The organism is Lachnotalea sp. AF33-28, from assembly GCF_003477885.1.
Taxonomy (GTDB): domain Bacteria; phylum Bacillota; class Clostridia; order Lachnospirales; family Lachnospiraceae; genus AF33-28.
Map to the genome: position 1 here is coordinate 34,485 of NZ_QUEE01000004.1, position 21,659 is coordinate 56,143.

The window sequence follows — 21,659 nt, forward strand, 5'->3', positions numbered from 1 at the left end:
AATATCATGGAACAAAGACAGGACGGACAGCTTTACGGCTCTATAGAGCAGATAATTTCAGAGATGACGCTGGAGGAAAAAGCGCGCATGGTGATTGGCGGTGCTCCGTTTCACACGGAAGCGATTGATAAGTACGGGATACCGGCCATGTTTATGCTTGACAGCTGTAATGGCGTCAATTCCATGGAATATGCCGGAGAACAGATTTATCAGAAGCTGGCAGAGGATGCAGAAGCGGCGGGGCAGCCCTTTGACCGTGAAAAAAACGGCTATATGGGAGGTCTGCTCATTGCGCTGGGAACACTGAAGAAAATGGCGGCAGAACAAAGTAAAGAGGGAATGCAGCCGGCTCCGAAGGAGTACGGCTGCTATCCCCCCGGAATCTGCCTTGGCTCTACCTGGAACCCTAAGGCCGTCGAGAATTGCGGCCGGGAACTCGCCAGAGAAATGAACAGCTACGGGATCGATATGATTCTCGGACCCAATGTGAACATACACCGGGACCCGCTTTGCGGAAGATTGGGGGAAAGCTTCACGGAAGACCCCTATCTTATGTCACAGTTGGCTCCGGCCATGGTAAGAGGCATCCAGAGCCAGGGTGTGGTGGCCTGCGTGAAGCATTTTGCTGCGAATAATCAGGAAAAAGACCGCATGGGAGTAGAAGAGCATGTACCGGAGCGGGCACTGAGGGAAATCTATTTTCCAGGATTTAAGGCCTGCATTGATGCGGGATGCAAAACGGTGATGTCAGCTTACAATAAGCTGAATGGGATACCCAGCGCAATGAATAAGTGGCTGTTAACGGATGTGCTTCGCGGGGAATGGGGCTTTGAGGGCTTTGTGGTATCCGACTGGGGAGCCGCTTACGATCAGGTGCAGACAGTGGCGGCCGGCACAGATCTGACTATGCCAGGTCCCAGGGGAATCCAATGTATTGTGCAGGCCGTGAAGGACAAAAGCTTATCGGAAGCCAAGCTAGACGAGAGTGTCCGCAATATATTAAAAGTAGTTGCAGAATCCACAGCAGCAACCGGCGCCTATCATACATACAATTCTGCGGAATCTCTGAAAGCTATGGAACAGGCCATTCAGGAAGGCATGATATTGCTGAAAAATGACGGAACTCTGCCGTTATCCAGGGATGTATCTGTGGCGTTTTATGGAAAGCGAAGTAAAAATCCTGCCATTTGTCCGGCAGGAAGCAGCAATGTAACGACCGACCTGGTCACGAACGTCTATGACCGTACCGTAGAATTGTTAGGGGAAGACCATGTTACTTTTGAGAAAGCCACAAAAAACACAGATTGCTGGATTGTGGTGGTGGGCTGTGACGGAAGAGAGGGGGCGGACAGGGAAAGTCTGGCCATGGATGAGGACGATGCCAGAGACCTGCAGCATGCGATTGCTGAAGCTGAAGCGGCGGGCGGCAAAGTGATTTTAGTCATCAATTCCACCGGGCCGATCGATTTAAATGATTACGAATCCAGGGTTCAAGCCATTTTATGCCCGTTCTTTTCGGGTATCCAGGGCGGAAAGGTCACAGCAGACGGGATTTTTGGACTGTTTAATCCGTCCGGCAAGCTGGCGCTTACCTGGCCGAAGCATTATTATGACTGCCCCAGCTATAAGAATTTTGGCGGTGAGAACAGGGAAGTGTGGTACGGAGAGGGAATGTATGTGGGGTATCGCTGGTATGATGCTCGCCATATTGAGCCCTTCTATCCGTTTGGATACGGCTTAAGCTATACTTCCTTTGCCATCACAGACGTTGCTGTGGAGGATGAAATAGACGTGGAAAAAAATCCTGTGGCAGTGCAGATTACTGTGAAAAATACAGGAATGCTTGCGGGGAGCGAGGTAGTACAGCTTTATGTCCATGATGTGGAATGTAAGTTTGACCGCCCCCAAAAGGAGCTGAAGGGATTTCAAAAAATCTTTTTAGAGCCGGGAGAAGAGAAAACCGTAACCATTTGTCTTAAGAAATCAGATCTTGCCGGCTATTACATGGAATTTGGCGAATGGATTACACAGCCCGGTGAGTTCGACCTTATGATTGGAACTTCTTCCCGTGACATATCATTTACCAAACGGATTCTGGTGCGCTGCAAAGATCCCTTTGGTTTATCCGGGAGGACTTCCATCGGGGTATTGGCGAAGAATCCACGGGCCATAGAGATCATCAATCGGAATATGGAAGATGACATCCTGCTGCTGTCCCATGTGGCACTGGAATTTGCTCCGGATAAATCATTGGAGGAATTGTGGGGCGGCACAAATATCCGGGGGGCATTGAAGCGTAAGAACTGGGATGATGACGAGATTGCGTTAAGATATCAGCATATTTTGGAAGAGTTTCAAGCATTGGAGGAAATATGATGTTATGCACAACCACTGGTTTAGAAGAAGGAGGGAAAAATAATGACTGACGAAGAAAGGATCGAGCTTTTGCCGGAAGAGATTCAAGCGAATTTAAAAGAACTTTTGGCATTTAAGCCGGAGGATTTACCTGTTAATCCGGAAAAAAACACCTGGTATACATACAGGCCGGAAGGATGTATATGCTCTGACGGCGAACCATATTACAGTACATTGAAAATTGGTACGGTAAATAAGCTATTGGTGATGTTTTGCGGAGGAGGAGTTGCACTGGATGCATTTAGTGCAGCACGCCCCAATACGATTGTTCCAGAAGAAGGAAAGCCGACTTTTTATTTACCTAATACGAATGTTATAGGTTATTTCTCAGGACGGAGGGGGCTTGCTAATAAAGACAGGGAAGATAATCCCTTCAAGGATTGGTCAGTGGTCGTGATTTCTTATGCAAATGGTGATTTCCATACCGGAACGAATGATTTTCTATATGACGACGAGGAATGTGGGAGGGGTGTATGTTATCATCACGGTTACTTGAATTATCGTGCTATGATTGAAAAAATACGGGAGTTTGTCCCCTGTCCTGAACAGGTTTTGGTAACAGGTTATTCAGCTGGCGGTTTTGGAACAGCGCTGCTTACCGATGATATTATAAACCTGTTTGATGATTGCAATAATTTTATTTGTCTGCCTGACAGTTCTGTTTTCAGTTACAACAGCTGGTATTATACTGCAACAAAGCAATGGAAGTCTCCGGAGGCGATATGCAGTAAGCTGATAAGCGACAACCTCACTGTGGATTGTCTTGTGGATTTACATAGAAGACATGGCAGTAAGGTGAAGATAGCGTTCGACTGTACTTATCGGGACGCGCTTTTATCACAGATGCAAAATTATACTGACAACAGACCGTTTATGTTTGATAAAGAGGGCGGAGACGCTTTTGAAGCTGTATTGAAAAAATCGGTCGAGATTTTGTGTAAAGAAATACCGGATATCGCCATTTATATCTTTGATAAAATGAATCCGGAAATTAATGTTGGGAACCTTACAGACCATACAATTGTAGCAACAGATAGCGTGTTTGATTATGCGTATGGCGGAGTCAAAATCATAGATTGGATTGTCTCGGTTATAAACGGTAGTCCGGAAAAAATCGGTTTAGAGCTTTTATACGGTCATAAAAAGCAAGCAGGAGATCAGAAGACTTATAATTAAGTATTCGAACGGAAGTTGATTTTGTACATGAATCAGGTGATTTTGAAGCATACAAAATCACCTGATTTTTTTATTATAAATATATAGTTTCGTGTTTGGGATATGTATGAATAAAGGAGGCAGGTGCGATGAGCAAAGCAATAGTAAAGCAAAAAAAGAAAATACGATGGAAGAAGGTGATACCGGTATATCTTATGCTGCTGCCGGCAATGATTTATTTCTTAATTAACAACTATTTGCCGATGTACGGTATCACAATCGCTTTCCGGAAGCTCGATTATAAGCTGGGCATTTTAAGAAGTCCGTTTAACGGGCTTGAGAATTTTAAGTTTCTATTTGCATCGGGTAATCTGGGGCCAATCCTGCGCAATACCATATTATACAATCTGGTTTTCATGGTGATCGGCACGGTGCTGCCAATCACAGTTGCTATTTTGTTTAACGAAATCCGGAATAAATGGGCGAAAAAGACATATCAGACAATGATTCTTGTTCCTCATTTAATGAGTATGGTTATCGTCAGCTATCTGGTATTCGCTTTCTTGAGCGCAGATACAGGCTTTATCAACAAGTCCATCATAGAACCGCTCACAGGCAATACCATATCCTTTTACCAGGAGAAGAAATACTGGCCTTTCATATTAACCTTTGTGCATCAATGGAAGGGAATCGGATTCAGTATGGTACTGTATTTATCCACAATTCTCGGTATCAGCATTGAATACTATGAAGCTGCCAAGGTGGACGGTGCAACCAAGTGGCAGCAGATTCGCCATGTGACGCTGCCGCTCCTGAAACCTACGGTAATTACGATGCTGATATTGAGTATCTCTAAGATATGCATGTCAGACTTCGGCCTGTTTTATCAGGTGCCTAAAAACAGCGGTACGCTGTACAGTGTGACACAGACCATTGATACATACGTTTATAATGCGCTGATGAACCAGAATAATATTGCCATGTCCTCCGCTGCCAGCGTGCTGCAGGCCATTGTTGGGTTTATACTGATTATTGCAGCCAACGCATTTATCCGCAAAACAAGTAAAGAAAATGCGATATTCTAGGAGGTTTAGAAATGACAGGAGTTAGATCAAGACAGGAAAAAGTATTTGAAGCGATGGCACATGCGGTGCTCATCCTTTTGACAGTTCTGGCAGTGGCCCCATTTTTACTGATGTTATCCGGTTCATTGACGGACAATGCTACTCTGACCCGGTACGGCTATCAGTTTTGGCCCAAGGTATTCAGCATGGAAGCCTATGAGTATATCATACGGGAATGGGCACAAATCGGAAATGCCTATTTCATAACAATAGCAGTCACGGCGGCAGGAACTGTATTGTCATTATTTCTTGTTTCTACGGCATCCTTTGCGTTATCTCAAAAAGAGGTACCGGGATTAAATGTGGTATTTGTGTTGATTTTGATTACGTTATTATTTAATGGCGGTGCTGTATCAAGCTATATTATTTATACCAATCTGTTCCATATTAAAAATACGATCTGGGCATTGCTGATTCCGAATTTGATGCTGAACGGATTTAATCTGATACTGGTGAGAAATTATATGATGCACAGTATACCGGAAGAACTGCAGTCCGCCGCCGAGATTGACGGCGCAGGTGTGTTCAAAATTTATTTAAAAATTATTCTGCCTCTTTCCAAACCGATTATGGCGACGGTCGGACTGCTGACGGCCCTTGGTTACTGGAATGATTGGACCAATGGATTATATTTTATTACAGATTCCAATTTGTACAGTGTGCAGCTTCTGTTAAACAAGATGAATGAAAATATACAGTATCTGGCTTCACATTCCGAGTTGGGGGCAGTCCAGCAGTCACTGCCCGGCACCTCCATTCGTATGGCAATTGCAGTGGTCGGAATATTACCTGTTTTAATTATATATCCATTCTTCCAGAAATATTTTGCTCAGGGCATTACGATGGGGGCTGTGAAAGGCTGAATCCAAAGAAAAGAGGGAAAGAATAATGGAAATATTAAAAGCAGACGAGAAATGTATAGAAGTACAGAAACTGGGATTTGCAGCAACCCGCCCCGGTGTGAAGGTAAATGACTTTGCACCGAGAAACAATCCTGCTGTCAATAAGCGCGAGGACGGCGTGCTGTATAGAAACGATGTGTGCTACAGTGACAAATACCCTAACAGCCATGTGGATATCTGGTATGAAAACGAAGATAAGATGGTAAAACGTCCCACAATTATCTATATTCATGGCGGTGGCTTTATTTTGGGTGATAAGGTTGCAGGTGATCCGCTGGCAGTAAGTACAGGCCGGGATGTGGGCTTCTGTGCGGAGGTGGCTAAGAGAGGCTGCAATGTAATTGGAGTGAACTATGCACTGGCCCCGGAGTTCCGCTTTCCGGTCCAGATCGAGCAGGTAGACCTGATGCTGGACTATCTGACAAGACATCAGGAAGATCTTGGCTTAGACATGGATCGTGTTTTCCTGGGCGGCGGCAGTGCCGGTGCGATTCTGTCTGAAATTTATGGCGCTGTATTATGTAATCCGGCTTATGCGAAGCAGCTTGGAATTTATCCTTCCATCCGCCGCGAACAGATAAAAGGACTTTTATTAGATGAAGCGGCTTTGAATAAGTCTCATTTTGAGGAGAACATGAATGCTATGTTAGGCTGCTGGATGGGAGTGGATAATCTGTCTGAGCGCGAAGAGGCAGATATCCTGAACGCAGCCCGATGGATAGAAGAAAGCTATATTCCATCGTTTATCAATGCCAGCAATCAGGAACCTTTTTTCAAAGATTCAGCAGATGAATTGGCGGCGGTCCTTGAAAAAATCGGTACGGATTATGAGTATTTTTATCGAGGTCAGGACGCCGGTATTTTAGAACACGGCTATATGCAGCAATTCAAGAGCAACGGTATAGCAAAAGAATGCTTTGAGCATATGATGGCGTTTATTGAGCGGCAGCTGGGCAAATAGAATGTTCTGTACTGGGGAGGGATTTATATGAGATTCTCGGAAATTATATTAAACGAAGAAAGAAAAGTAAGACTGACGGTTCTGCTGCAGGAGGTAGGGGGAGAGTTTGCTCCTATAGACAGAAGACCTGCTATACTGGTATTACCGGGAGGCGGTTATGCCATGTGCTCCGACCGGGAAGCGGACCCGGTGGCACTTGCCTATGCAAGAGCCGGATATCAGACCTTTATTCTGCGGTATTCCACGGGAAAATACAAGACATGGCCTAACCCGTTAAATGATTACGAACAGGCGATGGAACTGATTCGCGGCAACGCAGATGAATGGCACCTAGATGCCGGCCGTGTAGCAGTGGTGGGATTTTCAGCAGGCGGACATTTGGCAGCCTGTGCGGCAACGGTGGCTAAGAACCGCCCAAACGCGGCAATCTTAGGTTATGCCGCTCTGACGAAGGAAATAGCGGACGCATGTCAGCCGGGAATGCCTTATCCGGTGGAATGCGCAGACGATAAGACCCCTCCGTGTTTCTTGTTCGCCACCAGGGATGACAATGTGGTAGATATTAGAAATACAATTGATTTTCAACGTTCGCTGGCAGATCGGGGCGTAAACTTTGAGGCCCATATTTATTCATTTGGTATGCATGGATTTTCCACAGCTGAGCCTTATGTAAATCAGGTGGCTCTAAGCAGCCGGGTTAAAAACTGGGTACAGGATAGTATCGACTGGCTGGCAGAGGTTTGGGGAGCATTTACCGGCAGAGGTTTTGGGAAACCGATGTTTTATAGAACGGTAAATACGGATATGCTGCCCATGCTTTCTTTGGACTGCACCGTGGGTCATTTAAGACAGCAGAATGAGACCGTGCAGAACCTCTTAAAGGATGTATTTGAAGCGTTGGAGGCACTTATTCAGGCTAAATTTGAAAATCTTCCTGCAGCCAGAGCCATCATTGATCACTATAAGGCCAGAAATATCATTCAGATGCTGCAGATTCCGGCAGAGATAACGGAACAGTTAGATGACGAATTAAGGAAGATTGAGAATAAACAATTGTCGGAAGAGGTGGTATGAAATGAATATGGAAATAGACAGAATAAAAAAGTTTCCGATCGAGGATGGGAAAATAACAGCAGTAGAATGGATCAAAGATGTGAAGGTACCGGAACCTAATCTTCTGGGGATCTGTGTAGTCAATCCGGGGGGATATTACAGGGTTACGATGAAGCTTACACCTGCGCCGCAGTCTGATATTACCGTTGTGGTCTGTCTGCCGGAGCCGGAAATCTGGAACGGAAAATTCCTTGGAACAGGTAATGGCGGCTATGCGGGAAAGATATCAGAAATGAATCTGATGAACGGCGTCAGCCGGGGGTACGCCACTGCCAATACGAATCTTGGAACTTCACCGGAACCGGATGACTGTATCGGACGTGAAGAGGTATGGAAAGATTTTGGATACCGTGCCACTCATCTGATGACGGCAGCAGGGAAAAAGCTGACCGCTTATTTTTATGGCCGAAAGCCGCAGTATGCTTACTTCATAGGCGGTTCCACAGGCGGACAGCAGGGTTTTTCAGAGGCGCAGAGATACCCGGAGGATTATGACGGGATTATATCCCTGTCTCCGGCCTTTGACAGAGTCCGGCTTCACAGCTTTTTTGTCTGGAACTGGCAGCAGATACATAAGGAGAAGGACGCCAGGTTTACGGCTAAGCAGGCGCAGGAGTGGAAATCTGCGATTGTCGAGACTTACGGAAAGCAGTGCGGAAGCAATGAGAATGACCTGTTTTTGTGCTATCCGGACAGAATCAGGGAAAACCCTATGGATAATCCGTTTCTTTTGCAGACCGCGGCAGACTTGCTTACAGAGGGCCAGATAAAAGCGCTGCGCGGTATATATGAGGGTCCCAAAGACCCGCTGACAGGGGAGCGGATTATTGCCCCTTTTCTGCCGGGAACCGAGGCGGAAAGCTTAAGCCTGGCTGATTTAAGTGACAAGGAAGTATTTGACCATGAACTGCTTTTCCCGTTTCGGTGGCTGTTCGGGAAAGAGTTTGATCTTATGGAGTTTGATTTTCAGAAGGATCTGCAGGTAGCCATTGACAGATTAAGTCCGATTCTCGATGCGGACAATCCGGATTTGTCTGCCTTTAAGGCGTGCGGGGGTAAGCTTCTGGTGATCGGCGGAAGCTCAGACGCGATTATACCCTACACGGGATTTTTGGATTACTATGAAAAGGTGATCGAAAGACAGGGAAGCCTTGCAGAAACAAAGAAATTTTTCCGTTTTCTGCTGATGCCGGGATTTGGCCATACGGTTGGCGGTTCCGGGGTCCAGGAGGTTGGTCTGATTGGATGTAGCGAAGTGCCAAGAGATCCGGAGCATGACGTGCTTTGTGCGATGGAGCAGTGGGTGGAGCATCAAACAGCGCCGGAATGTCTGCTTGGCACACATTTTAAAAGGACGGATACCGGGTTGAAATTTGACCATGCAAGGCCCGGTTATGTCTACCCATATGTAACAGAATTTATGGGCGGAGATCCTAAAAAACCCCAAAATTACAGACCGGTGGAGGACGAGTGCTTATGGCCGTAACGATGTTACGGAAGCTCCTGAGCCTTAAATAATTAGTATCGCAGGGCATTCACAGGGGGGTGTGGGCGCGGTTAACGCCGTGACACAACAAGCCAATGGCAATAGGTACAGAGCGATTTGGGCGGCAAGCACTACATCAAGATACCACGCCGATGAATTGAACAAAAGCGGCGGTGGCTGGAACTATACCTCATCAGATATAAAGATTCCGATATGTATGGTAGCAGGAACAAATTTAATGGATGCAGGGAATATGTCCTTTGTGGCATCACATTGATTTGCAGAAAACAGTTGAAAAAAAAAACGAACTATGCTATGATTACTGTGTTTGACTATAGGAGGTGTAACAATGGAAATCGTTAAGCTGATCATTACCGTAATCTTTTTTATTATATGTGTAGCTCTGTCCGTAATCGTACTGCTTCAGGAAGGCAAATCAGCAGGTCTGACCGGATCGATCAGCGGTGCTGCAGAGACGTTCTGGGGTAAGAACAAAGGCCGTACCATCGAAGGTAAACTGGAAAAAGGCACCAAATACATCGCAATCGGGTTCATGGTGCTGGCTTTGGTATTGAATATTTTATAATTAAAATATTACAATCAGAGGATATTCAGGAAAGGATTTGCTGCTGCAGGGTAGTAAATCCTATTTTTTTCTTATGAATTCCACATTGAATAAGAATAACTGTGGATAATAAACATAAAAAGGCAGGTGAAATAGTGGAAAAAGAAGAATTAGAACGCAGAAAAAAGGTGCTGCTGGATTTGATTAATGACAAACAGTATGTGCCTATGAAGATAAAGGAACTGGCAATCCTGCTGGATGTGCCGAAGGCCCGCAGGGCGGAATTAAAAGAGGTGCTGGATTCCCTCCTGTCAGAAGGGCGCTTAAGCGTGTCTAAAAAGGGTAAATATGCCAAACCGGAGGCTTCTTCCCTGATCGGCACATACAGCGGAACCCAGAAGGGATTCGGCTTCGTGACGATTGAGGGGATGGAAAACGACGTCTATATCGGAGAAGAGTTTTCCGGCGGAGCCCTTCACGGGGATCTGGTGCAGATCGTCATCACCAGGGACAAAGACGGCAGCCGCAGGGCGGAAGGCCGCGTGGTGAAGGTGGTAAAGCATGAGCAGAATGAGATCATCGGCACCTATGAGGAGTGCGGACATTACGGATTTGTGATCCCGGACAACCAGAAGATCTCCAAGGATATCTTTGTTGCGCAGGGCAGGAATGCAGGTGCGGTAACCGGCCATAAGGTGATCGTAAAGCTGACCGATTACGGAAATGAGAGAAAAAATCCGGAGGGCTATGTCTCAGAGATCCTGGGCCATGTGAATGATCCGGGCACGGACATCTTATCCATCATCCGTGGATATGAGTTGCCGGTGGAGTTTCCGGAAGAGGTGATGGAACAGGTGGAAGGAATACCGGAACACGTATCCGACCAGGAGTATGCGGACCGTCTGGATCTGCGCGCCGCGCAGACCGTGACCATAGATGGAGAGGATGCCAAAGATCTGGACGATGCGATCACGCTGGAAAAAGAGGGCGGTATCTACCGCCTGGGCGTCCATATCGCGGATGTCACTCATTATGTGAAGGAGAATTCCCCACTGGACCGAGAGGCATTAAAAAGAGGCACCAGCGTTTATCTGGTGGATCGGGTGATCCCGATGCTGCCTCATAAGCTGTCCAACGGCATCTGTTCCCTCAATGCGGGAGAGGACCGTCTGGCGTTAAGCTGTCTTATGGATATCGATGAAAAGGGGACTGTGCTGGGCCACCGGATTGCTGAAACCGTGATACGGGTGGACAGGCGCATGAGCTATACCAGCGTAAAGAAGATACTGGAGGATCAGGATCCGGATGAGCGGAAGGAATATGAAGAGCTGATTCCGATGTTTGAACGCATGGAGGAGCTGGCGGGCATCCTGCGCATCAGGCGCAAAAAGCGGGGAGCGGTGGATTTTGACTTCCCAGAGACAAAGATACTGCTTAATAAGGAAGGAAAGCCGCTGGATATACGCCCTTATGAACGCAATACGGCCACGGATATCATAGAGGACTTTATGCTCGCCGCCAACGAGACCATTGCGGAAGATTTTTACTGGCAGGAGCAGCCGTTTCTCTACCGCATCCATGAGGTGCCGGATATGGAAAAGATACAGAAGCTCACTGTGCTCATTAATAATTTCGGCTACAGCCTGCGCACCCAGGGATCTGAAATCCATCCCAAAGAGCTGCAGAAGCTTCTGGTTAAGATCCAGGACTCGCCGGAGGAGGCGCTGATTGCCAGACTGACACTGCGGTCCATGAAGCAGGCCAAGTACAGCCCTGTATGCGCCGGACATTTCGGACTGGCAGCCAATTATTACTGCCATTTCACCTCGCCGATCCGCCGCTATCCGGATCTGCAGATACACCGCATCATCAAGGAAAACCTTGCCGGTAAGCTTGGCGGCAGCAGGGCGGAGCACTATACGGAGATCCTGCCCGAGGTAGCGGTACAATGCAGCCAGACTGAACGCAGGGCTGATGAGGCGGAACGGGAAACGCTGAAAGTGAAAAAAGTGGAATATATGGCAGGCCATATCGGGGAACGCTATGAAGGCGTGATTTCCGGGGTGACCGGCTTCGGCTTCTATGTGGAGCTGCCGAACACTGTGGAAGGCTTTGTCCATGTGAACACACTGAATGACGATTATTATCATTATGACGAAGCGCATTATGAGCTCGTTGGGGAAGACCGTGGAAAGAGGTATAAGCTGGGCCAGAAGATTCGCGTGACGGTGGCGGATGTGGACCGGCTGCTGCGCCGGATCGATTTTATGCCGGTCTATGAGGAGGATGAGGAAGAATGTCCAAGGACAGTTTTAAACTGATTGCCAACAACAAAAAAGCGAGATTCGATTATTTTATAGAAGAGACCTATGAGGCAGGGATCACTTTGGTGGGAACAGAAGTGAAATCCCTGCGCATGGGGAAGTGCAGCATCAAGGAATCCTTTATACGGGAAGAAAACGGACAGCTGTTTATCTATGGCATGCATATCAGCCCCTATGAGAAGGGGAATATCTTCAATAAAGATCCGCTGCGCGTCAGAAAGCTGCTGCTTCATAAATACGAGATCAACAAGATATCCGGCCAGGCGGCACAGAAGGGGTATACGCTGGTTCCTCTGCAGGTATATTTCAAAGGCAGTCTCGCCAAAGTGCAGATCGGTCTGGCCCGCGGCAAGAAGCTGTATGACAAACGCCAGGATATCGCAAAAAAAGATCAGCGCAGGGAAGCGGAAAAGGATTTTAAGGTAAAAAATCTCTATTGACATTCTTGTAAAAAAATGATATTTTATAGTAGACTTCTTTGAATTGTGCCCTCAGATGAGATCTGGGCGGTTTTCGGAAGTATACTGTCAGGGGATGTACCGGTTTCGACAGGGGGCCTGCAGTTGGTGAAGCTATCCGCAGCAATGCGTTAACTTGCAAACCTAAATATAAACGCTGATAATAGACAATTAGCAATCGCTGCCTAATGGCAGCTGTCAGCCTTAGAGCACCTGCACTCTAAGATCCTGGCATCATTCTATGCGGGAAACGACGTATATTAAGCTTTGCGTATACGGGCGTAATATGAAGCTACCGAACGCGGCAGTGTGTCTGCTCACGGCCGCCGGAGGGAATCCCAAATAACAGACTATGATAGTAGAAGAACAATGAATAGCCTTTTGGACATGGGTTCGACTCCCATCATCTCCATTTAATGCGCTTCCGATGGAGGCAAATGGGACCCCAGTTATTGCTGGGGTCCCATTTGGCATAAGGCCGGATATATCAAAGTCAGTTATGAGGGGGGATGAGGGTGAAGCACGCGATTGCAGTCAGGCTGTGTACGGTGGTTCTGATCGGCATGCTGTTTACCATTCTGATGAGCGGCTATTTTCAGGTGAAGGCCGCCAAAGACAGCATGTACCAAAATTCTAAGCTGCGGATTAATCAGGTGGAACAGATCCTTAAGCAGAACGATGCCGATATAGAAGCTTTAAAGGAAAATCTGCGGGAGGACTATATCATCCGTGCGAAAGCAGCAGCTTACATACTGCAGAACAACCTGCAGCTGGACCGGGACATGGAGGAGTTGAAGAAAGTCGCCGCCCTTCTGCAGGTAGATGAGCTTCACCTGTTTGATACCGGTGGAACCATATATTCGGGAACGGAGCCCAAATACTATGGGTATAATTTCCGTTCCGGTGAGCAGATGGAATATTTTCTGCCCCTTCTTGAGGATACCGGCCTCGAACTGTGCCAGGATATTACGCCTAACACAGCGGAGGGGAAGATGATGCAGTACGCGGCGCTGTGGCGTGAGGACGGTGAGGGGATTGTCCAGATCGGTATGGAGCCTGTGCGGCTGATGGAAGCTATGGAAAAAAACGAGCTCTCTTATCTTTTTTCCAAAATGACTACGGAGCCGGGCCATGTCCTGTATGCGGTGGATGGTACAACAGGAGAGATACTGGGCTCCTCAAATGTGGATTTTACAGGCCGTTTTGCGGAGGACATCGGTCTTTCTATAGAGACAGGAACCGGTGAAGCCGTGTTTGGCGCTGCAATTGATGCGGTGAGCAGCTATTGCGTATTCCGGCAGCAGCCGGACGGCATGTGGATCGGGGTCAGCAGCACGGTGGATGCGATGTACAGAAATATACCTGTTAATATGCTCATCGCTGCCTTGGGGCAGGCGCTCATTGCGGCCGCTGTCATACTGCTCATACTCCGTTATCTGGATAAAACCGTCATCAGGGATATATCGGCAGTTACCGGAAAGCTGACGCAGATCTCAAGCGGAAATCTGGATACAAAGGTGGAGGCTTCCGGCTCGCCGGAGCTGATTGAACTTAGTGAGCATATTAACCGCATGGTGTCAAGCCTGCTGTCCAATACAAACAAGCTGTCGCTGATTTTCCAGAACGTGGAAATCCCTATAGCCGCATATGAATATCATCAGGACATGTCCCGGGTACTGGCTACCAGCCGTCTGGCTGATATATTGATGCTGTCTAAAGAAGCAGGGGATACTCTGCTGGCCGATCGGTATGCCTTTGATGAAATGATCCGGGATATCTGTGCCCACCCGCTGGAGCAGAAGCAGTATGGAGATATCTATGCTCTTCCCGGCCATGAGGGAAGATATGTGAAGCTGAAAACCTATACGGAGAACACCAGCACCTTTGGAGTGATTATTGACGTTACCGAGGACGTGATTGAGCGGCAGCGCATCGTATATGAGCGGGATATGGATCAGCTGACGGGCCTGGTCAGCCGCCGGGCGTTCTTTCACCGGATGGATGAGCTGTTTGGCGGGCAGGAAGACGTCGGATGCGGAGCCGTATTCATGGCGGATGTGGATAATCTAAAATATGTCAATGACACGTACGGTCACGGCGCCGGCGACCAGCTGCTTAAGGCTGCCGCGGGGCTGCTTGGCCGCTGCAGCGCATTGGACAAAATCATTGCCCGTCTAAGCGGCGACGAATTTGTGATTGTCATCTGGGACTGCCGGTCTGAAGAAAACGTGCAGGAGTATCTGGACGGTCTGCTGATACGGATGGAGCAAGAGACTCTGATGCTGCCGGATGGCAGCGCCTTTCCGGTCCGGATGTCAGCAGGGTATATCTTCTTTTCAAAACGCGGGGCAGATTACCACGAGCTGCTGCGCCTGGCGGACCAGGCGCTGTATGAGGCGAAACGCGGCGGTAAGGGCCGGTTTGTCAGATATCAGGAAGAAAAAAGAAGAATCCCTTAAGCAGTGAAAGCAAAGGCCGCAGGTTTATTCCTGCGGCTGATCTTTTTTGAGCAGATCGCGTATCTCGCGAAGCAGTACCACATCTTCCGGCGTCTGCGGTGCGGGTGCAGGCGCTTCCTCCTTCTTGCGGCGGAAACGGTTCAGAATCTTTACCATGGTAAAGACTACAAACGAAATGATCAGAAAGTTAATGATCTGATTGAGAAATGTGCCGTACAGGATCGCCACTTCCGGCGTTTCTCCTGCCGTGGGGGCCAGCACCAGTTTGAAATCGGCAAAATCGATGCCGCCGATCAGCCATCCCACAAAAGGCATGATCACGTCTTTTACCAGGGAATTCACGATCGATGTGAATGCGGTACCCACGACCACGCCGACAGCCATGTCCACCACATTCCCTCTGGATATAAATTCTTTGAATTCCGCAATGAATCCCTTTTTCTTATCGCTCATCTTAAGTCCTCCTACTCTGCGCCGGAGCTGAAATTTATAATACAAGTTTAGTGCCGCCGAGCTATGCTGTCAATACCAAAAATCGGCCTATTTCCCTAACCCATCGGCTGTTTCATACAAACTCCGCCAGCCGTTTGCGGTAGCGGCCCGGCGTGATTCCTTCATGGCGTTTAAACAGCTTGGTGAAATAGAACACATCCTCTATGCCGACCCTTTCTGCCACTTCCTCCACCTTAAGGGAAGTATGAAGCAGCAGGCTTTTCGCGTGCTGTATCCTTATGTTCAGAAGATACTCATGTACGGCGAGGCCAGTGATGGATTTGAACTGAATGCCGAAATACTTTGCGGACAGTCCGGCCCTTTTGGCGAGCAGAGTCACATTGAGGGGCTCTGCATAATGCAGTTTTAAGTACTCCGCCGCGTCTGTGACGGTGGACTGGTGGTACTGGCCTCTGCGGATGCCGGATTCCGTATAGCGCGCTACAAAAAGTTCCGAAAGGATCTGCATAAAGAGCGCGCGTTCCCTGATCCGGGACGCCAAGTCCATACGGCAGAAGCAGTGATAGATATCCTTAAACAGAGGTTCCATGATATCGCAGTCCAGACCGCTTAGAAAGCAGGGGAGGGACAGCCCGCTGACATCCCACAGGGGCCGTTTATTCAGGCGGTTGATCACAACCATCTCCTCCCGGGAATAGTTCCTGTTTACATACACCTGCTGCGCCATAAAGTTATCAGCCTCTTCGGGCACCATCCAGTCGAAATGGATGCAGTGTGCATGAAAATCATGTCCTGCGGTGTAGAATTGATTGGAGACATGCGGGCTTAGATAGAACAGGTCTCCGCGGCGCAGCGTGTACTCTTTCGTGTCATAGCGCATATGGCCTTCTCCGCCGAGACAGAACATGAATTCACAGTCGAAGATGATGCGTTCATTGTGAGCGATTCCGGCGGGACAGTAAAAGTCGTTGACGTAGCGGATATAAGGGGAAACATTCTGAATGGGGATCACGGTTTTGTTCATGGCGCCTCCATAAAATTTTATCTTTCCAAAATACAAATTATGTCCGATCTTCCATGTTAATAACAGCAGTTTTAAATATACTGATCTTACATGGCTGTGTTACGATTATACAAGTGAGGGTGTAAAAAATCAAGGGATTTATCCATGGCTGTGAGCATTGAATCAAAGGCATCGAGGAGGAAATCACAAAATGGAAAACAATTATCTAAAGCAGTTTGAACGGCCGGAATCTAAGTTTCGCGGGGCGCCCTTCTGGGCATGGAACTGCAGGCTGGACAAGGATACGGTCCTAAGGCAGGTGGATGTATTTAAGGAGATGGGGCTTGGAGGCTTCACCATACACTGCCGCACCGGCCTGGCGACGGAGTATATGGGCGATGAATTCATGGAAATCGTACGGGCGGTTGTGGAGAAAGCCCGCCGGCTCAATATGAAGGTATACCTATATGACGAGGACCGCTGGCCCTCAGGTTTTGGCGGCGGCAAGGTGACAAAGGATCCGGCATACCGCGGGCGGTATCTGGTATTTACCCCCATCCGGTCAGAAGACAGAGGAAAAACGGGCGATGATGTGGGCGGAAGCTCGGCCAGAGCCAGAGCCAAGGGAGACGGTGTGCTGCTGGCGCGCTATGAGGTCACTCTGAAAGGCGGATATCTGGCGGATTACCGCATGCTTGAGGATGGGGAAGAGGGCAGCAATGTTTGGTATGCTTATATGGAAGTCAACGCGCCGAGTCCCTGGTATAACAACGAAGCCTATGTGAACACCTTGGATAAAAAGGCGATTGACCGCTTTATCGAGACCACCCATGAGCCGTATTATGAGGCCTTGGGAGACGATTTCGGAGAACTGATTCCTTCCATATTTACCGATGAACCCCAATTCGTACATAAAACAGTGCTTGGAAAGGCGGAGGACAGGTCCGACATCATAATCCCTTATACGGATGATTTCGAAGAAACCTATCTTGCGGCCTATCAGGACAGCTTTCTCGGCCATCTGCCCGAGGTGTTCTGGGAGCTGCCCGACGGCAGGATTTCCGTTACCCGCTACCGCTATCACGATCACGTGGCAGAGCGCTTTGCCTGTGCATTTTCGGATACACTCGGCAGCTGGTGCAGCAGCCACGGCATCGCTCTGACCGGCCATATGATGGAGGAACCCACGCTGCAATCTCAGACGGCGGCTTTGGGAGAGGCGATGCGGCATTACAGAGGCTTTAAAATACCCGGCATCGATATGCTCTGTGACCGGCGTGAATACACGACGGCAAAGCAGGCGCAGAGCGCGGCACATCAGATGGGCAGCAATGAAATCACCAGCGAGCTCTACGGCGTTACCAACTGGGACTTTGATTTCCGGGGACATAAGCTGCAGGGTGACTGGCAGGCTGCGCTGGGAGTGACGCACAGAGTGCACCATCTGTCCTGGATGTCCATGGCCGGCGAGGCAAAGCGCGATTATCCGGCGTCTATCTTTTATCAGTCGCCCTGGTACCGCAAATACGGTATCATCGAAGATTATTTCGCGCGCGTGAACACAGCGCTGCAAAGCGGAAGACCGGCGGTGCGCGTCGGAGTGATCCATCCGGTGGAGAGCTACTGGCTTTACTTCGGACCGGAAGAACAGACCAGCGTGGCCAGGGAGCGCCTGGAACGGCAATTCGAACAGGTGACAGAATGGCTGCTGTTTGGTCTGGTGGATTTCGATTACCTGTCTGAGTCCCTGATGCTTGCCCTGGGATCTGAAGCGGATGAGGACGGATTTAGGACGGGCGAGATGAAATACGATGCCGTGATTGTGCCCGGCTGTGTGACGCTGCGCGAAAACACGCTGAACAAGCTGACTGCATTTGCAAAAAAAGGCGGAAAGGTGATCCTGATGGGGGATGCGCCCGCCCTGGTGGATGCGGTGTCGGACGACCGGCCGAAGGCGCTGGCAGATATCTCCTGCCGCATCGGTTTCGATTACGGACAGCTGATGGAAGCGCTTCAGGCATACCGCACGGTGGACGTACTGGATGTCAGAGGGGTCAGGAGCAGCTGTTACCTGTACCAGATGAGGCAGGCCGGCAGGGACAGGATCCTGTTCATTGCCAACGGCAAGGCGGATTACAATCCGGATGTGCCGCGCTGTGCTGAGTATACGGTGAAGGCGGCCGGCAGTTACCGGGTGACCAGGCTGGATGCCATGACGGGTGAGCGCATTCCCTGTGAAGCGGTAAGTGCGGGCGGCTGGACGCAGATACGGACATCGCTGTACGATCAGGACAGCCTTCTATTGTATCTGGAGGACTGTGAGGATACAAAGCCCCTGTGCGGCGGCCGGACCGGCCGTGAGGGCCTGCCCTTACAGGAACATCTTATAAGCACGCTTAATGAGGTGGATTCCTATGAGATGAGCGAACCCAATGTGCTCATGCTGGATCAGGCGGAGTATGCATTGGATGATGAGGATTACCGTCCCTGTGAGGAAGTGCTTAGGATTGATAATATCCTGCGCGCGCAGCTGGGCTACCCCTTAAAGATGGAGGCGCTGGCACAGCCCTGGACGCAAAAGGAGGAGCTGACGGATTCCCATATGCTCACGCTGCGGTTTCATCTGGAACTGGAAACAGAAGTAAAGGCCCCTCTGCTCGCCATGGAAGATCTGGAAGGGACGGCGCTTTCGCTGGACGGTATGAAGGTTCCGGTAAAGATTTGCGGATATTTCACGGATGAGTGCATTAAGACAACGGCTCTTCCGGATCTTGCGCCGGGAAATCATATTCTGACCGCTGTTGTGCCTTATGGACGCAGGACCAATCTGGAATGGGCATACCTGCTGGGAGATTTCGGCGTGATGCTCTGCGGCAGCAGGGCCAGGATCGTGAAAAAGGCGGAGAAAATCGGATTTGGAGATCTCACTTCACAGACGTTTCCGTTCTACGCAGGCAATATGACCTATTGCTGTGAGACGGAACTTTCAGAGGGAGAATATGAGCTGGAGGCAGCCAAATTCCGCGCTCCGCTGCTGACCGTATCCGTGGACGAAGGGGAGGAGATCCCGGTATTTAAAGCGCCTTACCGCGCTGCGCTGGGACATCTGGCACAGGGCAGACACAGGATAAGGATTACAGCGTACGGCAGCCGCGTGAACACGTTTGGAGCCGTGCATAACTGTGACGAGAGCACCTTTTGGTTTGGGCCCGATGCCTGGAGGACAAAGGGCAGCCAGTACAGCTATGAGTATCAGCTGAAACGCACAGGCATTCTGGCGGCGCCGAAGCTTTATAAGCTGGACTGATCCGTACTTTCTATGAAATAAAAACTGCAGGAGGGAACATGGATAATGCCATGTTCCCTCTTGCGCTGTAAAGAATCAGCGGTTACAATAGTGATATGCTGGCGTGACAGGAGAGACAGGCAGCAAACATAAGCGGCAAACATAAGCAGAGCAGGAGGCTGAACATGGATAAAGAAGCTCCCATGAAAACGGTGGAAGAGTTTATAAAGGATTTTGAATACGATTCCAATGAGCTCTATGAGGCGCTGTCGGTGAGCACGGATGAATATGTATATGTATGCGACATGCGCAGACGGACCATACGCTATCCTGCGGATATGGTGGAAGAGTTTGGCCTGCCGGGAGAGATCGTACAGGACCCTCTGCCCTGCTGGAAGGATATCATACATAAAGATGACTGGAATGTATTTTACGAAACCAACATGGAGTCTTTTTCCGGCGAACTGATCCACCATGTGGTGGAGTACCGGGCCAGAAACAAAAAGGGGACCTATGTCTGGCTCCAGTGCCGTGGAGCGGTGGTCAAAGATAAGGACGGTGTGCCCTATTTGTTCGCGGGGTTTATCTCCAATCTTGGAAAGCGCAACCGGATTGACCATCAGACCGGCCTGTTCAACAAATATGAATTTCAGTCCCGGATTGAAAGCTGGCTGAAGGAGGGGAAGAATCTGCCCTTTGGTGTCCTGTTCCTGGGGGTGGATAATTTCAAGCATGTCAATGAACTGTACAACCGTGAGTTTGGGGATGAGGTGCTGCGGATACTGTCCCAGAAGATGCAGTCTGTGCTGCCCTATAACGCGGAGTGTTACCGGCTGGACGGCGATGAATTCGGGGTGCTTATGAAAGATACCACTAAGGAGGAGTTGCAGGAATGTTATTCTCTGATCCGGAAGGCATTCGACCGGCAGCAGAGCTTTCGCGGCAATAAATATTACTGCACAATATCCTGCGGAGGCTGTATGGCTCCTAAGGATGGCAGGCAGTATTTGGAGCTTGCCAGATGTGCGGAATATTCCCTCGATTATTCCAAGCGTCACGGCAAAAACCGGGCGACCTTTTATTCGACGGAGATCGCTGTGGATTTCAACCGGTCTCTGGAGCTTATAGAGCTGCTTAGGGAGAGTGTGGAGCGCGGCTTTGAAGGATTTTCCCTGGTATACCAGCCCCAGGTGGACGCCGCAGATGGCAGGATGAAAGGCGTAGAAGCGCTGCTTCGCTGGAAGTGTGACAAATACGGGGCGATGGTTCCTTCCGATTTCATACCTCTCCTGGAGGAAAGCGGGCTGATCCGACAGGTGGGCAAATGGGTTATGAAGGAGGCGGCAGCGGTATTAAGCAGATGGAACCGCTATAGTAAGGATCTGACAATGAGCATCAATATCTCCTATCATCAGGTGATCTGCCCCCGGGACGAGGGGCCCGGCGAAGACGTATTTTCGTATCTGGTGCCGCTTTTGACACAGCAGCAGGTAAAGATGGACAATATTATACTCGAATTCACTGAGTCCTATGTCGCATCGGATCTGGAAGACCTAAAGGAGAAACTCAACAGTGTGCGCCGCATGGGGATAAAGGTGGCGATCGATGATTTCGGAGTGGGCTATTCCTCTCTCGGCGTGCTGAAGGAAGCGCCGGTGGATTTAGTCAAGATAGACCGCGTGTTTATAAACGGCATCGGGAAAGATGATTTTGACGCCGCTTTTATAAGGCTGGTGACGGCGCTTTGCCATCAGGTGGGCATCAGAGTATGCCAGGAAGGCGTGGAGACCAAGGAAGAGTGTGACCGGGTATGCAGCATGGGGCCGGACTATATCCAGGGGTTTTATTACAGCAGGCCCGTCACGGAGCAGGAATTATTTGAGAAATATATCTGCCCCAAAGATCCGCTCTAAAACATATTCGCCGGCTGCTGCTCATAAAATGGAGGTAAGAAA

Annotated in this window: 15 protein-coding genes and 1 other RNA gene; 14 read left to right on the plus strand and 2 right to left on the minus strand. The window is 49.2% G+C overall.

Going from position 1 to position 21,659, the window contains the following annotated elements; genetic code table 11:
* Positions 1-6: 6 nt before the first annotated feature.
* The 12 genes from DWZ56_RS06690 to DWZ56_RS06745 all read left to right on the plus strand — a co-directional run bounded on the left by DWZ56_RS06690 (position 7) and on the right by DWZ56_RS06745 (position 14,962).
* A complete protein-coding gene (locus DWZ56_RS06690) occupies positions 7-2,376 on the plus strand; it encodes a glycoside hydrolase family 3 N-terminal domain-containing protein (RefSeq protein ID WP_118555623.1) in 2,370 nt (789 codons plus the stop codon).
* A 42-nt stretch (positions 2,377-2,418) separates the two neighbouring features.
* Positions 2,419-3,591 carry a pectin acetylesterase-family hydrolase gene (locus DWZ56_RS06695; protein WP_118555624.1) on the plus strand — a complete coding sequence of 391 codons (1,173 nt, stop codon included), beginning with the start codon at positions 2,419-2,421 and terminating at the stop codon, positions 3,589-3,591.
* Positions 3,592-3,719: 128 nt separating this feature from the next.
* Positions 3,720-4,655: an ABC transporter permease gene (locus DWZ56_RS06700; protein ID WP_118555625.1), complete on the plus strand. Its 936-nt coding sequence runs from the start codon at positions 3,720-3,722 to the stop codon at positions 4,653-4,655.
* 11 nt (positions 4,656-4,666) lie between these two features.
* Entirely contained in the window at positions 4,667-5,557 is an 891-nt protein-coding gene (locus DWZ56_RS06705) for a carbohydrate ABC transporter permease (protein ID WP_118555626.1), read from the plus strand.
* 25 nt (positions 5,558-5,582) lie between these two features.
* A complete protein-coding gene (locus DWZ56_RS06710; RefSeq protein ID WP_118555627.1) occupies positions 5,583-6,557 on the plus strand; it encodes an alpha/beta hydrolase in 975 nt (324 codons plus the stop codon).
* Positions 6,558-6,584: 27 nt separating this feature from the next.
* Complete coding sequence (locus tag DWZ56_RS06715) at positions 6,585-7,631, plus strand: alpha/beta hydrolase (RefSeq protein WP_118555628.1); 1,047 nt, start codon at positions 6,585-6,587, stop codon at positions 7,629-7,631.
* Position 7,632: 1 nt separating this feature from the next.
* Positions 7,633-9,156, plus strand: coding sequence for a tannase/feruloyl esterase family alpha/beta hydrolase (locus DWZ56_RS06720; RefSeq protein WP_118555629.1), 1,524 nt, complete (start codon positions 7,633-7,635; stop codon positions 9,154-9,156).
* Positions 9,157-9,505: 349 nt separating this feature from the next.
* The gene (gene secG / locus DWZ56_RS06725) at positions 9,506-9,742 is read left to right on the plus strand and encodes a preprotein translocase subunit SecG (protein WP_118555630.1); all 237 of its coding nucleotides are present in this window, start codon (positions 9,506-9,508) and stop codon (positions 9,740-9,742) included.
* A 134-nt stretch (positions 9,743-9,876) separates the two neighbouring features.
* Positions 9,877-12,042 carry a ribonuclease R gene (gene rnr / locus DWZ56_RS06730; protein ID WP_118555631.1) on the plus strand — a complete coding sequence of 722 codons (2,166 nt, stop codon included), beginning with the start codon at positions 9,877-9,879 and terminating at the stop codon, positions 12,040-12,042.
* Complete coding sequence (gene smpB / locus DWZ56_RS06735; RefSeq protein ID WP_118555908.1) at positions 12,018-12,485, plus strand: SsrA-binding protein SmpB; 468 nt, start codon at positions 12,018-12,020, stop codon at positions 12,483-12,485. The genes rnr and smpB overlap by 25 nt, the downstream gene beginning before the upstream one ends.
* A gap of 90 nt (positions 12,486-12,575) precedes the next feature.
* Positions 12,576-12,918, plus strand: a transfer-messenger RNA (tmRNA) gene (gene ssrA / locus DWZ56_RS06740).
* A gap of 100 nt (positions 12,919-13,018) precedes the next feature.
* The gene (locus tag DWZ56_RS06745; RefSeq protein WP_158584482.1) at positions 13,019-14,962 is read left to right on the plus strand and encodes a sensor domain-containing diguanylate cyclase; all 1,944 of its coding nucleotides are present in this window, start codon (positions 13,019-13,021) and stop codon (positions 14,960-14,962) included.
* A 24-nt stretch (positions 14,963-14,986) separates the two neighbouring features.
* Here DWZ56_RS06745 and mscL read toward each other — a convergent pair whose 3' ends face one another.
* Entirely contained in the window at positions 14,987-15,415 is a 429-nt protein-coding gene (mscL, locus tag DWZ56_RS06750) for a large-conductance mechanosensitive channel protein MscL (RefSeq protein ID WP_118555633.1), read from the minus strand.
* A gap of 112 nt (positions 15,416-15,527) precedes the next feature.
* Complete coding sequence (locus tag DWZ56_RS06755) at positions 15,528-16,439, minus strand: helix-turn-helix transcriptional regulator (protein WP_147369394.1); 912 nt, start codon at positions 16,437-16,439, stop codon at positions 15,528-15,530.
* Positions 16,440-16,629: 190 nt separating this feature from the next.
* On the opposite strand from DWZ56_RS06755, the gene DWZ56_RS06760 reads away from it, so the two are divergent.
* Both DWZ56_RS06760 and DWZ56_RS06765 read left to right on the plus strand, forming a co-directional pair.
* The gene (locus DWZ56_RS06760) at positions 16,630-19,725 is read left to right on the plus strand and encodes a glycosyl hydrolase (RefSeq protein WP_118555635.1); all 3,096 of its coding nucleotides are present in this window, start codon (positions 16,630-16,632) and stop codon (positions 19,723-19,725) included.
* A 164-nt stretch (positions 19,726-19,889) separates the two neighbouring features.
* A complete protein-coding gene (locus DWZ56_RS06765; protein WP_118555636.1) occupies positions 19,890-21,617 on the plus strand; it encodes a bifunctional diguanylate cyclase/phosphodiesterase in 1,728 nt (575 codons plus the stop codon).
* Positions 21,618-21,659: the final 42 nt, after the last annotated feature.

Coding starts and splice junctions, on each gene's coding strand:
- DWZ56_RS06705 (WP_118555626.1), top strand. CDS start 4,667: ATGACAGGAGTTAGATCAAGACAGGAAAAAGTATTTGAAGCGATGGCA.
- mscL (WP_118555633.1), bottom strand. CDS start 15,415: ATGAGCGATAAGAAAAAGGGATTCATTGCGGAATTCAAAGAATTTATA.
- secG (WP_118555630.1), top strand. CDS start 9,506: ATGGAAATCGTTAAGCTGATCATTACCGTAATCTTTTTTATTATATGT.
- DWZ56_RS06690 (WP_118555623.1), top strand. CDS start 7: ATGGAACAAAGACAGGACGGACAGCTTTACGGCTCTATAGAGCAGATA.
- DWZ56_RS06760 (WP_118555635.1), top strand. CDS start 16,630: ATGGAAAACAATTATCTAAAGCAGTTTGAACGGCCGGAATCTAAGTTT.
- DWZ56_RS06710 (WP_118555627.1), top strand. CDS start 5,583: ATGGAAATATTAAAAGCAGACGAGAAATGTATAGAAGTACAGAAACTG.
- smpB (WP_118555908.1), top strand. CDS start 12,018: ATGTCCAAGGACAGTTTTAAACTGATTGCCAACAACAAAAAAGCGAGA.
- DWZ56_RS06700 (WP_118555625.1), top strand. CDS start 3,720: ATGAGCAAAGCAATAGTAAAGCAAAAAAAGAAAATACGATGGAAGAAG.
- DWZ56_RS06695 (WP_118555624.1), top strand. CDS start 2,419: ATGACTGACGAAGAAAGGATCGAGCTTTTGCCGGAAGAGATTCAAGCG.
- DWZ56_RS06765 (WP_118555636.1), top strand. CDS start 19,890: ATGGATAAAGAAGCTCCCATGAAAACGGTGGAAGAGTTTATAAAGGAT.
- DWZ56_RS06715 (WP_118555628.1), top strand. CDS start 6,585: ATGAGATTCTCGGAAATTATATTAAACGAAGAAAGAAAAGTAAGACTG.
- DWZ56_RS06755 (WP_147369394.1), bottom strand. CDS start 16,439: ATGAACAAAACCGTGATCCCCATTCAGAATGTTTCCCCTTATATCCGC.
- DWZ56_RS06720 (WP_118555629.1), top strand. CDS start 7,633: ATGAATATGGAAATAGACAGAATAAAAAAGTTTCCGATCGAGGATGGG.